Genomic DNA, 12,163 nt, shown 5'->3' with positions numbered 1-12,163 from the left:
CGCCGACCGGCCGGTCAACCGGCATCCCGCTCAACGGGCAGCACCCGCCCGAGGAATCCCCGGATGTACCCGGCGATGGCGTCCAGGTGCGTCTCCAGCGCGAAGTGGCCCGAATCGAGCAGGTGGATCTCGGCGTCGGGCAGGTCGCGGGCGTAGGCGCGGGCACCGTCGGCGACGAAGATCGCGTCGTTGCCGCCCCAGACGGCCAGCAGCGGTACCCCGCTGGTCCGGAAGTATTCGTGGAACTTCGGGTACAGGCCGATGTTGTGGTGGTAGTCGGCGAGCAGCGCCATCTGGATCTCGGCGCCGCCGGGCCGGTCGAGCAGGGCCTGGTCGTGGATCCAGACGTCCGGGCTGACCAGCGCCGGGTCGGGGACGCCGTCGAGGTACTGCGCCTTCGTGGCCTCCAGGCTGACCATGCCGCGCAGGTCGTCCTCGGACAGCGTGCCGGCGGCCAGCTTCTGCGGCAGCCCGGCGCCGAGGCCGTCGACGTAGGCGTTGCCGTTCTGCGTGACGATCGCGGTCACCCGCTCAGGGTTGCCGGCCGCGATGCGCAGGCCGACCGGGGCACCGAAGTCCTGGATGTAGAGCGCGAAGCGGTCCAGGCCGATCTCGTCGAGCAGGCCGAGCGTGAGCTCGGCGAGCGCGTCGAAGGTGTAGGTGAACTCGGCCACCGGCGGCGCGTCGGACGCGCCCGCGCCGAGGTAGTCGGGCGCGACGACGTGGTAGCGGTCGGCCAGCGCCGGGATCAGGTGCCGGTACATGTGCGAGCTCGTCGGGAACCCGTGGAGCAGCACGATCGTGGGCGCCCCGGCGGGCCCGGCCTCCCGGTAGAACAGCCGGTGCCCGGCGACGGTGGCGAAGCGGTGGTGCACGGCGACCATTGGTCACTCCTCACGTCTCATGTTTATTGACTCATTTATCCATGAGACAGCGTAGGCTGTCAACATGATGTCCGGACTGAGGGAGGCGAACGTGGTCACTGCGGCACCCGGCGAGGAGCGCTCGCCCGCGCTGGCGCTGGTCAACACCCGCCGGCTGACCGCGGGCGGCGAGGTCGACGACCTGGCCGAGCCGCGAGCCGCCGCCAGGTGGCTGAGTCTGGCCGCCCCACTCGGCGCGGACGACCTCCGCCGCGTCACGGACCTGCGCACGGCGGTGCGCGAGCTGCTGGCCGCGTTGGCGGAGGACCGCGAGCCGGCCGCCGACGCCGTCGAGACGGTGAACGCGGCCGCCCGCGCCGACGCCGCCGCGCCGCAGCTCGCCTGGCCTCGCCGTGAGTGGCGCAGCACGCGCCCGGGCACCGTCGACGAGGCGCTGGCCGCGCTGGCCCGCGACGCGATCGACGTCGTCACCGGCGACCTCGCCCCGCTGGTGCGCCCGTGCGAGGCGCACGGCTGCGTGCGGTTCTTCTTCCGCGAGCACGGCCGCCGCCGCTGGTGCTCGACGACGTGCGGTGACCGCGTCCGCGCGGCCCGCCACCAGCGGCTGGTGGTCGAGCGGCGCGAGACGCCGTCCGGGTAGCGTGCGTCACATGGAATGGACGCTCGAAGTGGTCGTGGTGCCGGTCTCCGATCTGGACCGCGCGAAGGCCTTCTACGCCGACCAGGTCGGGTTCACCGTCGACCACGACATGACGGTCGGCGAAGGCGCCCGGTTCGTCCAGCTGACCCCGCCGGGCTCGGGCTGCTCGGTGGTGATCGGCAAGGGCGCGGTGCCGGAGATGCCGCCCGGCTCGCTGAAGGGACTGCAGCTCGTGGTCAACGACCTCCCGAAAGCCCACGCGATGCTGCGCGAGCGCGGCGTCGAGGTGAGCGACATCGAGGTCTTCGGCACGGGCGCGTGGGACGGAAAGGCCGACCTCGACAACGTGGGCTTCGTCCACTTCGCCGACCCGGACGGCAACGCGTGGATGGTGCAGCAGATCTCGTCGCGCAAGTAGCTAGTCGACCAGGGCGCCGCAGCTGACGTTGACCGTCGAGGCCGTCATCGTGCGGGCCCGGTCCGACGCCACGAACGCCGCCACCGCGCCCACGTCCGCCAGCGTCGCCGTGCGGCCCAGCATCGTCTTGCCGGCGATGTTCGCCTCGATCGCCTCGCGGCCCGCGAAGTCCGCCGGGAGGGTCTCCGGGATGCCGCCGGTCCGGAGCGTCACCGCGCGCACGCCGTGCGGGCCCAGCTCCGCGGCCAGCTGGCGGCGCATGGCCTCGAGCGCGTGGAACGCGACCTGCAGGCCGCCCACCGAGAACTCGCGCACCGGTTCGCCCGCGCCGCCGAAGAACAGCAGCACGCCGGAACGCTGTTTGACCATGTGGCGGGCCGCGGCGCGGGCCGTCAGGAACTGGGTCCGGACCGCCGTCACGACCGGGCGTTCGTAGTCGGCCAGGGTCATGTCGAGCAACGGCGTGCCCTGGACGTCGCCGTGGGCGATCAGGTTGAACGAGATGTCCAGGCCGCCCTCGGCGGCCACGGCGTCGGCGTGCTCGTCGACCGCCCGCTCGTCGAGGGCGTCCACCTCCGCCACCTCGGCCACGCCGCCCGCCGCGCGGATCCGCTCGGCGACCACGTCGAGCCGCGCGCGGGTGCGGCCCGCGAGGAACACGCGCGCGCCTTCCTCGGCGAAGGCCGTGGCCACCGCCGAGCCGATCCGGCCACCGCCGCCGTAGACGATCGCGTTCTTGCCGTCGAGCAGGGTCATCGTGTCCCTCCGAAGTCCGGGTTCACCGGTGCGTCGAACGGGACCCGGCGAAATCGACACGTCAGGGCCGCGGGACGCCCATCGGGTTCGGGACCGGCACGACGCCGGCGTCGATGACCGCCCGGCTGAGCGGGACGGCCAGCTCCAGCAGCCGCTCCAGGTCCTCGCCCAGCGCGTCGACCGGGGCCGACGCCAGGCGGTCGGTGTCCTCTTCGAGGCGGGTGCGCACCGCCGTCCCGGCGTCCGTCAGCCGGCCGTTCGCGTCCAGCAGGCCGCGGGCCCGCAGGCGCTCGGCGGCCGCCGTCCAGCCGTCCTCGGTCCAGCCCCGGTGCGGCTGGACGTCGCCGCGGCCGACGACGCCGTCGCCGATGTGGGTCAGCGTGGTCTCCAGGCCGGTCAGCCCGGCGTGGACCGCGGCCAGGACGTGGCCGTCGCCGCGGTGCTCGCGCAGCACCGTCGCCGCCAGCCAGAGCCGGCCCAGCACGCCGGCCGGCCGGGGCACCGCGGACCACGCCGCGGCGAGGGGGCGTCCGTCGAACCGGCACGCGGCGGCGGCCCGCTCCAGCAGCGTCGCCAGTTCTTCGTGCCCGGACCCCAGCGTCCGGTCCAGCGCGGCTTCGACGGCGGCCAGCCGGGAGCCGAGCACGTCGTCCGGGGAGGCGAACGACCACGCGTCCGGCAAGGCCCGCGCGACCATCGCCGGGGCGAAGCCGAACAGCACGGACGTCGCCGGCGCGGGACCGATCGGGCCCAGCGGCGCGAGACGGCCCGCGAAGTACCCCATCCAGTACCCACGCAGGCCGGCCTCCTTCGCCGCGGCCGCCGTCTCCGGCGCGAAGTACACGACCGCGTGCAGGGGTTCGACGGCCGCCCACAGCCGCCGCGCCGGTGAAGGTGTCATGCCGCCATTCTCAGCCCCAGGCGACCGGCAGCTCCCGCACCCCGTAGACCAGCGTGTTGTGCTTGAACGCCAGCTCTTCCCGCGGCACCGCGAGCCGCAGGTCCGGCACCCGGCGGAACAACCGCGTCAACGTTTCCTGCAGCTCGACGCGCGCGAGCTGCTGGCCGATGCACTGGTGCGCCCCGAAGCCGAACGCGACGTGCGTGCGCGGCGAGTCGCGGTGGAAGTCGAGCTTGTCCGCGCCGGGGAACAGGTCTTCGTCGCGGTTCGCCGAGTTCAGCGCGGCGACCAGCCACTCCCCCGCCTTGACCGCCCGGTCGCCGATCTTGACGTCCGCGGTCGCGTACCGCAGCACGCCGAACTGCACGACCGACAGGTACCGCAGCAGCTCCTCGACCGCGCGCTCCGGCGCGGACAGCACGACGTCGCGCTGGGCCGGGTGGTCCAGCAGCACGAGCGTGCTGAGCGCGATCATGTTGGCCGTCGTCTCGTGGCCGGCCACCAGGAGGCTGAGGCCCAGCACCACGAGTTCCTCCATGGTGAGCGGGTCGCCGGTCTTCTCGCCACGGGAAATCAGCCTGCTGAACAGATCGTCCCGCGGATTCCGCTGCTTGTCGGTGAACAGCTCCACGAGGAACGCGGAAAGCTCGTCGTAGGCCTGCTGGCCTTCCTCGCGGGTGGCGTCGGTGCTGACGAGCAACCCGCTCTGCCGCTGGAACCGCTCGCGGTCGGCGTACGGGACGCCGAGCAGTTCGCAGATCACCAGCGACGGGATCGGCAACGCGAAGTCCCGCACCAGATCGGCTTCCCCGGGGCGGGCGAGCATGGCGTCGAGGTGGCTCTCGACGAGCTCCTGGACGTAGCCGCGCATCGCCTCCACGCGCCGCACGGTGAACTCCGCGATCACCATCTTCCGGATGCGCGAGTGCTCGGCGCCGTCCAGCTGGATGATGGAGCCGGGGCTGACTTCCTCGTCGAGGTCGGCGTTCGGGTTGACGTGCACCGAGGAAGCGCCGCGCGAGCTCATCGTGCGGTCGGCGAGCACCGCGCGGACGTCGCTGTAGCGCGTCACGAGCCAGGCGTCCATGCCGGCCGGGCAGCGCACCTGCGACGTCGGCGCGGTTTCCCGCAGCTTGGCGTAGTTTTCGGGCGGGTCGAACGGGCATCCGGCCGGTCGTGCCGTCGGGAGGGCCGGGGTTGCGGATGCTGCCGTCACGGCGGATCACACCTCTCATCCGGTGGTCTGGACACTTCCACCATGGAGAGAACCGGGGCGGTCGTGGGACGTTCGACCCACTTCCGACCCGGATGGCCTAGCGAGCCCGCAGAACCACGTGCAGCCAAGGCCGGGTGCCGCGCGGGCGATCCAGCCGAAGGCGACCGCGAACCCGCAGGCCAGCGCCAGTTCGACGGCGACACCACCGGACTCGCGTAATCGGCATACCCCGCAAGGGACTGTGGCCAGGCCTAGCGAGCCCCGTACACCCCGCCGTTCACGTGCACCACCTGCCCGGTGACATGTCCCGCCTCCGGGGAAGCCAAGAACCCCACCGCGGCCGCCACTTCCTCCGGCGTCCCCGCGCGCTTGTCGAACGCCACCGATACCCTCGCCGCCACCCATTCGTCGGAAACCGTGCCGTGGAAGAACTCCGTGTCGAGGGTGACTCCCGGCGCCACCACGTTCGCCGACCCCGCCGCGCCGAGCTGGCGCGCCAGGTCGGTGTTCCACGCCTCGATCGCCGCCTTCGCCGCGCCGTACGAGCCCGAGCCCTGCTTCGCCGCGACGGACCCCAGCGTCACAACCCGCACGTTGTCCGCGAAGCGCGGCTTCAACGCCGTGGTCACCAATACCGCGGAAACGACGTTGGCTTCGAAGTTCGCGCGCCACGCGTCCGCCAGGCCCGCGAGACCCACCGGCGCCTCCCGGACGCGGTCGGTGTTGCCGCCGGCGTTGTTGACCAGGACGTCCACTCGCGAAGGCAGCTCCGCCAGCGCGGCCTGCACCGCCTCCGGGTCACTCGCGTCGAAGGCCACCGCCCGCGCGCCGAGCTTCTCCGCCGCCGCTTCCAGCACGTCCTTGCGCCGGCCCGTGATGGTGACGCGCTCGCCCGCCGCCGCGAACCGGGTGGCGATCGCCAGCCCGATGCCCGTGCCGCCCCCGGTGACCACGACTTCCCGTTGTCCGCTCATGGCGCCATCTTCGCCGAGCGGACCGGCGGCGCGCGCGGGTTTCCCGGCGACCGGAACACGAAACCGGATTCGTTAGGAAACTTTACGAACAAGTCTTGACGGCGGGCCGCCGCCCGGCGAACCTGGACGCACGCCGCAGTCATCGTCCGCCCCACCCCCTCCGGAGGCAGCATGACCCGGCGCGCGCTCGTGCTCGTCGTGACCCTGTTCCTCGCGTTGGCCACCCCAGCGGCGAGCGCGGCCACCACGCAGCCGACCTTCCTCACCTTCTACGGCTGGTGGGACAACACGCCGCCCGGCGGCGACATCTCCTACCCGCAGATCCACGACACCGCGGGCGGCAAGGGCAGTTACGCCGACCCGATCACCTTCGCCACCAGCAGCGCCGAGCTCAAACCCGGTACCAAGGTCTGGGTGCCGCGAGTGAAGAAGTACTTCATCATGGAAGACGGCTGCGACGAGTGTTCGCAGGACTGGAGCGGCAAGGGCCCCAACGGCGGACCCGGCCTGCGCCACATCGACCTCTGGCTCGGCGGCAAGGGCGGCAGCGCCTTCGACGCGATCGACTGCGAAGACGCGCTCACGCACTACAACGCCGACAACACGCCGGTCATGGAGCCGGTGGTCGTCGACCCGCCGTCGAACGAGCCCTACGACGCGACGCCGATCTTCAACACCAGCACCGGTGAATGCTGGGGCGGCGCGCAGCCGAACACCACGGTCGGCCAGTACAAGAACAACTCCACCGGCACGTGCCTCGAAGCCCCGAGCAGCGGCACGACGCTGAAAGTGGCCGCCTGCACCGAAAGCGACGCCCAGCGGTTCACCTTCCACGGCGCTTTCCTCGTCATCAACGACAAGTGCGCGGGCATCTCGGGCAGTTCGATCGTGCTGCAGACCTGCACCGGCGGCCCGGCCCAGCAGTGGTCGATCAACCCCGACGGCACCATCTCCGACATCCAGACGAGCAAGAAGTGCTTCCGCGCCTCGGGCACGACACTCACCGCGGGCAGCTGCTCCGGGACCCCGGCCCGCTGGACGTTCACCGCGGCGGGCACCCCTTCCGGCATCAGCGTGACGCCGTCGTCGGTGTCGGTCGCCCCGGGGGCTTCGGCGACGGCCACCGTCACCGCCACGGACGCCGTCACGCTGTCCGCGAGCGGCGCGCCCGCGGGTGTCACCGTGTCGTTCGCGCCGGCGTCGATCCCGGCCGGCGGGTCCTCGACCGTCACGGTCGCCGCCGCCGCGAACGCCACTCCCGGCTCGGCAACTGTCACCATCACCGGCGGCGCGAAAACCGCTTCGCTGGGCGTCACCGTGACCGGCGGTGGAGGCACCGAAACCCTGCTCTCCCAAGGCAAGACGGCGACGGCGTCGTCGACCGAGTCCTCGTCCTACCCGGCGAGCGCGGCCTTCGACGGCAACCTGACCAGCACCCGCTGGGCGTCCAAGGAAGGCTCGGCCAGCGAGTGGCTGCGCGTCGATCTCGGCGCCACCAAGCAGGTTTCGCACGTCAAGCTGACCTGGGAAGCCGCGTACGGCAAGGCGTACAGCATCCAGACGTCGGCCGACGGCACGACCTGGACGACGATCTACAGCACCACGACCGGCAACGGCGCGACCGACGACCTCACCGGGCTGGCCGGCAGCGGCCGCTACGTGCGGATGAACGGCGTCACGCGCGGCACGTCGTACGGCTACTCGCTGTACGAGATGCAGGTGTACGGCACGGCCTGAGTTGCCATTCCGGCAACGCGATTTGCCTCCTCGGTGACGTCCTCCGCATGCTGGGGGACGTCACCGAGGAGGAACCATGCCGCACGACCAGCCGATGATCGTCGAAGACATGCTCAAGCAGGAGTTCTGGGAAGCGATGTACCAGCGCGACGAGCACCGGATCTGGAGCGGGAACGTCAACCCCAACCTCAGCTCCGAGGTGGCCGGGCTGACGCCCGGACGCGCGCTCGACCTCGGCTGCGGCGAAGGCGGCGACGCGATCTGGCTCGCGAAGCAGGGCTGGACGGTCGACGGCGCCGACATCTCGACCGTCGCGCTCGCCCGCGCCGAGGAAGCCGGCAAGAAGGCCGGCGTCGACGTCCGCTGGCTGCACCGCGACATCCTGAAGTGGCGCCCCGAGGAGCAGTACGACCTGATCTCCGCGCAGTACATGCACCTGCCGCCGGACCTGCGCCGCGACGTCTTCACCGCGGCGGCCGCGGCCGTCCGGCCGGGCGGGTCGCTGCTGGTCGTCGGGCATTCGCCGAAGGCCATGCGGGAGTTCGACGGCCAGAAGCCGCCGGAGGAGCTGTTCTTCGAGCCGGAGGAGATCACGAGCTACCTGGGCGACGCCTGGGAGTGGATCGTCGAGACCTGCGAGACGCGCGGCGAGGGCCACCACACCGACGCCGTCTACCGCGCGCGGCGCCTCGAAGCATGAGAAAGGCCCCTTTCACCTGCCCTCGACTCGGGTGAAAGGGGCCCTTCGCGGGTCGATCAGGCGAGCTGGAGGCCGTAAGCCTGCAGCTCGAGGGTGAGCGGGTAGAAGTAGCTGGTCACGGTGTCGCCGCCGGACAGCGTGCCGAGCCCCGTCGAGCCGTCGTAGGCCGGGCCGCCGGAGTCACCGTGGTCGGTGTGGGCGGTGGTGCCGAACTCGTGGTTGAGCACGCCGACGTCGAAGTTGACCGACTCGTCGACCGAGGTGACCTGGCCGCTGCCGCCGCCGGTGGTCGAGCCCTGCTTCTGGATCTGCTCGCCGACGGTCGGGTCGGCCGCGGAGGTGATCGCCTGGCCGGTGTTGATCTCGCCGGGACCGGTGCCGTTCGGGCGGGTCAGCAGGCCGGAGTCGGCGCCCGGGCAGTCGCTTTCGACGACCTGCGCGCCGGAGACGTCGCCGCCCGCCCAGGTGCCGCCGAGGTTCGTGCAGTGGCCCGCGGTGAGCAGGAACGGCGAACCGCCGCGCGTCACGTTGAAGCCGAGCGAGCAGCGGCCCTGGCTGTTCTGGATGGCGTCGCCGTCGGAGATGTGCAGCTCCAGCTTGCCGGTGCGGTGCTCGACGCGGACGCTGTCGCCGTACTTCGCGGCGGCGGCGGCGACCTTGTCCGTGGTCTCCTTGCTGGCGGCGTCGTAGACCTTCACGACGACCTGGTTGGTCTTGGTGTCGATGCCCCACGCGGTCTGCGGGACGTTCTTCACCGCGTCGAGCTGGTTCTTGACGCCGGTGAGGGCGGCGAAGGTGTGCTTGACCTTCTTCGCGGTGAGGCCCGCTGCCCGCACCTGCTGCACGGCGGCGTCGTCGACGACGTTGACGACGGCTTTGCCGTTCTCGAGGTAGACACCGCCGGAAGCGGCGCCGAGCGCGTTCGCCACCTGGGTGGCACTGGTGATGGCCTGGGCCTGCATCGCGGCGAAGGCCAGCGGGGACGCGGTGGCCGCCGACGAGCAAACGCCCGCCGTCAGCGCGGCGGCCGACAAGACGGCGAAGGTCTTGAGGGCGGTCTTCCGGGGAGTCATCAACTTCCTCCAGGTAGCCGGTTCGAAGCCTGCGCCGGTCACTTTCGTTGCCAGGCAACCAACGCAACACCGACGAAGGTTGGTTAATAACCAGCAGATCCGGACATACCTCGCGTTCTGGACCGGTTGGCCGCAGCGACGTTGCTGCGTTCGGCGTAACAAAGGCCCGGTCGGCTGCACGGAGGAGGTCGACGCTGGGCTGACCGGCTCAGCCCTTCGGCCACCGAACGTCATGAACGAGTCGTTCATGACGTCCCGGGGGCGCGCGGCTCGGGCATGGACCGGCTGCTGTCGCGCGGCCCGGAGCCGGCTGAGCCCATCGACCTCGCCCGCTCAACGGTGGCGAGCGGCCCAAGCCCTGGCCGCGCGGGTCGTTCATGCCATCCGCCGGCCCCCCGAGGTCCTGAATGAGTCATTCAGGACCGGACCGGCTCAGCCCTTCGGCCACCGAACGTGGTCCTCGTACCCCGGGTTCTTCCGCAGGTACCCCGCGATGAACGGGCAAACCGGCACGATCGTCCGCCCCTTGGCCACGACATCGTCGAGCGCTCCGGCTGCCAGTACCTTCCCCAGCCCCTGCCCGGCGAACGCGTCGTCGACCTCGGTGTGGGTGAACACCGTCAGCTCGCCGCGCTCCTCGTAGTACGCCGAGCCCGCCAGCTTGTCGCCCACCCACACCTCGTAACGGCCCTCGTCCGGGTTGTCGACCACTTCGGCCATGCCACCGCTCCCTTCGCCTGGGGTACTCCCCCATCGTGCGACGGCCGGGCCCCGCGTGCCGACCGGGTCGTGCACGTCACTGGGCCGGCCGGGGGACGTGCCCGGCCCGTTCGTGTGCTTCGCGCCGGAGCCCCTTGGCGCGCCCGGCCGGTTTTGGTTGCCTCACGGGGTGCCCGAGCAGCCGTTCGTCCTCCCCGAGTTCTACATGCCCTACCCGGCGCGGCTGAACCCGCACCTGGAGCGGGCCCGCGCGCACAGCAAGGCGTGGGCGCGCGGGATGGACATGATCGACGTCCCGCAGCACGGCACGGTCATCTGGACCGAGCACGACCTCGACTCCCACGACTACGCCCTCCTCTGCGCCTACACCCACCCGGACGCCGGCGCGGCCGAGCTCGACCTCATCACCGACTGGTACGTCTGGGTCTTCTACTTCGACGACCACTTCCTCGAGCTCTACAAGCGCACCGGCGACATCGAAAGCGCGCGCGCCTACCTCGACCGGATCGACCTCTTCATGCCCGCCGAAGGCGAGATCACCGCGACGCCGGAGAACCCCGTCGAGCGCGGCCTCGCCGACCTGTGGGACCGCACGATCCCGCACCGCTCGGCCGCGTGGCGGCGCCGGTTCGTCGACAGCACGAAAGCTCTTCTCGAAGAGTCGTTGTGGGAACTGGCGAACATCAACGAAGGCCGCCTCGCCAACCCCATCGAGTACGTCGAGATGCGGCGGAAGGTCGGCGGCGCGCCGTGGTCGGCGAACCTCGTCGAACACTCGGTGCACGCCGAAGTCCCGGACGCGATCGCCGCGACGAGACCCCTGGAGGTCCTGCGCGACTGCTTCGCCGACGGCGTCCACCTGCGCAACGACCTCTTTTCCTACCAACGCGAAGTGCAGGACGAGGGCGAGCTGTCCAACGGCGTGCTCGTGTTCGAGAAGTTCCTCGACCTCTCGACGCAGGAGGCGGCCGAGGCCGTCAACGACCTCATCACCTCGCGGCTGCACCAGTTCGAGCACACGGCGCTCACCGAGGTCCCCGCGCTCTTCGACGAGCACGGCGTCGACCCGGCGGCGCGCGCGGCGACGTTCGCCTACGTCAAGGGCCTGCAGGACTGGCAGTCCGGCGGCCACGAGTGGCACCTGCAGTCCAGCCGGTACATGAACGAAGGCGCGCTCGACGACCGGCCGCCGGCCGCGCGGATCCTCGCGTCGGTGCTCGCCACCGCGCCGCAGCGGCTGCGGGCCTACAGCCACCGGCCGTTCAGCGAGGTGCGGGTGGCGCGGCCGGCCGTCGAGCCGCCGTTCCCGGTGCGGCTGAACCAGCACCTGGACCGCTGCCGCCGCCGCAACGTCGACTGGGCGCGCACCACGGGCCTGCTCGACGGCGTCGTGTGGGACGAGCGGAAGCTGCGCGCCGCCGACCTGCCGCTGTGCGCGGCGGGCATCCACCCGGACGCGACCGCTGAGCGCCTCGACATCACCAGCGACTGGCTGACCTGGAGCACCTACGCCGACGACTACTTCCAGGAGGTCTTCGGCGCCACGCGCGACCTTGCCGCGGCGAAGGCGTGGCGCGAGCGCCTGACGCTGTTCATGGGAGATGGCCCGGCGCCGCTGAACCCCGTCGAAACCGCGCTCGCCGACCTCTGGCCGCGGACGGACGACCGCGCCGCGGTGCGGAAGGCCGTCGAGTCGATGACCGGGAGCTGGCTGTGGCGGCTGGCGAACCTGGCCCAGAACCGGATCCCCGATCCCATCGACCACATCGAGACGCGGCGCCGGACGTTCGGCGCGGACCTTTCGATGGCCCTGACCGCCCCGAAAGCGCGGCCGGCCCTGAAGCACCTCGCGGCCGACTACGGCGAACTCGACAACGGCGTCCTCGTCGTGCGGAACTTCCTCGGCTGCTCGGAGGAACGCGCCTTCGCGGTGGTCGCCGACCTGGCCGAGGCGCGGCTCGCGGAGTTCCGCCACGCGGGGGACGCGTCGCTGCGGGACTGGCTGGCGGGCGTGGCGCACTGGCACGAGCACGCCGGCCGGTACACCGGCACCGAGCTGGGCCACCACCCGCGGTTCAGCGGGCCGACCGGGCTCGGGACGTCGTCGCTGCGGATCTCGTCCCTGCTCCCCGCGGGCCGCTGAG

Annotated in this window: 12 protein-coding genes; 5 read left to right on the top strand and 7 right to left on the bottom strand. The window is 71.6% G+C overall.

Annotated features, from left to right (window positions below):
- Nucleotides 1–14 precede the first annotated feature (14 nt).
- Nucleotides 15–884: an alpha/beta fold hydrolase gene (locus ACZ7OH_RS44140; RefSeq protein WP_470286375.1), complete on the bottom strand. Its 870-nt coding sequence runs from the start codon at nt 882–884 to the stop codon at nt 15–17.
- A gap of 91 nt (nt 885–975) precedes the next feature.
- Between ACZ7OH_RS44140 and ACZ7OH_RS44135 the strand changes: the two genes are divergently transcribed.
- Nucleotides 976–1,524 (top strand): CGNR zinc finger domain-containing protein, encoded by a 549-nt coding sequence (locus ACZ7OH_RS44135; RefSeq protein WP_470286374.1) that lies wholly within the window; start codon nt 976–978, stop codon nt 1,522–1,524.
- 10 nt (nt 1,525–1,534) lie between these two features.
- Nucleotides 1,535–1,942 carry a VOC family protein gene (locus ACZ7OH_RS44130; RefSeq protein ID WP_400902294.1) on the top strand — a complete coding sequence of 136 codons (408 nt, stop codon included), beginning with the start codon at nt 1,535–1,537 and terminating at the stop codon, nt 1,940–1,942.
- On the opposite strand, the gene ACZ7OH_RS44125 is transcribed toward ACZ7OH_RS44130, so the two are convergent.
- The 4 genes from ACZ7OH_RS44125 to ACZ7OH_RS44110 form a co-directional block, all read right to left on the bottom strand.
- Nucleotides 1,943–2,698, bottom strand: a complete 756-nt coding sequence (locus tag ACZ7OH_RS44125; protein WP_470286373.1) for an SDR family NAD(P)-dependent oxidoreductase — start codon at nt 2,696–2,698, stop codon at nt 1,943–1,945.
- A 61-nt stretch (nt 2,699–2,759) separates the two neighbouring features.
- Entirely contained in the window at nt 2,760–3,599 is an 840-nt protein-coding gene (locus tag ACZ7OH_RS44120) for an SCO6745 family protein (RefSeq protein WP_470286372.1), read from the bottom strand.
- A 10-nt stretch (nt 3,600–3,609) separates the two neighbouring features.
- A complete protein-coding gene (locus tag ACZ7OH_RS44115; RefSeq protein WP_470286371.1) occupies nt 3,610–4,815 on the bottom strand; it encodes a cytochrome P450 in 1,206 nt (401 codons plus the stop codon).
- Nucleotides 4,816–5,066: 251 nt separating this feature from the next.
- Nucleotides 5,067–5,789, bottom strand: a complete 723-nt coding sequence (locus ACZ7OH_RS44110; RefSeq protein ID WP_470286370.1) for an SDR family NAD(P)-dependent oxidoreductase — start codon at nt 5,787–5,789, stop codon at nt 5,067–5,069.
- Between the two features lie 171 nt (nt 5,790–5,960).
- Here ACZ7OH_RS44110 and ACZ7OH_RS44105 point away from each other — a divergent pair, with 171 nt between their 5' ends.
- Both ACZ7OH_RS44105 and ACZ7OH_RS44100 read left to right on the top strand, forming a co-directional pair.
- Nucleotides 5,961–7,526 carry a discoidin domain-containing protein gene (locus ACZ7OH_RS44105; protein ID WP_470286369.1) on the top strand — a complete coding sequence of 522 codons (1,566 nt, stop codon included), beginning with the start codon at nt 5,961–5,963 and terminating at the stop codon, nt 7,524–7,526.
- A 76-nt stretch (nt 7,527–7,602) separates the two neighbouring features.
- Complete coding sequence (locus ACZ7OH_RS44100; RefSeq protein ID WP_470286368.1) at nt 7,603–8,226, top strand: SAM-dependent methyltransferase; 624 nt, start codon at nt 7,603–7,605, stop codon at nt 8,224–8,226.
- 56 nt (nt 8,227–8,282) lie between these two features.
- Here ACZ7OH_RS44100 and ACZ7OH_RS44095 read toward each other — a convergent pair whose 3' ends face one another.
- Nucleotides 8,283–9,299: a S1 family peptidase gene (locus ACZ7OH_RS44095; protein WP_470286367.1), complete on the bottom strand. Its 1,017-nt coding sequence runs from the start codon at nt 9,297–9,299 to the stop codon at nt 8,283–8,285.
- A 432-nt stretch (nt 9,300–9,731) separates the two neighbouring features.
- A complete protein-coding gene (locus ACZ7OH_RS44090) occupies nt 9,732–10,019 on the bottom strand; it encodes a GNAT family N-acetyltransferase (RefSeq protein ID WP_470286366.1) in 288 nt (95 codons plus the stop codon).
- Nucleotides 10,020–10,224: 205 nt separating this feature from the next.
- On the opposite strand from ACZ7OH_RS44090, the gene ACZ7OH_RS44085 reads away from it, so the two are divergent.
- The gene (locus tag ACZ7OH_RS44085) at nt 10,225–12,162 is read left to right on the top strand and encodes a terpene synthase family protein (RefSeq protein ID WP_470286445.1); all 1,938 of its coding nucleotides are present in this window, start codon (nt 10,225–10,227) and stop codon (nt 12,160–12,162) included.
- Nucleotide 12,163 lies beyond the last annotated feature (1 nt).

It is taken from the genome of Amycolatopsis sp. NPDC114478 (assembly GCF_055633805.1).
Note: the sequence above shows the minus strand (reverse complement) of the source record. Positions and strands in the feature narration are given on the sequence as shown.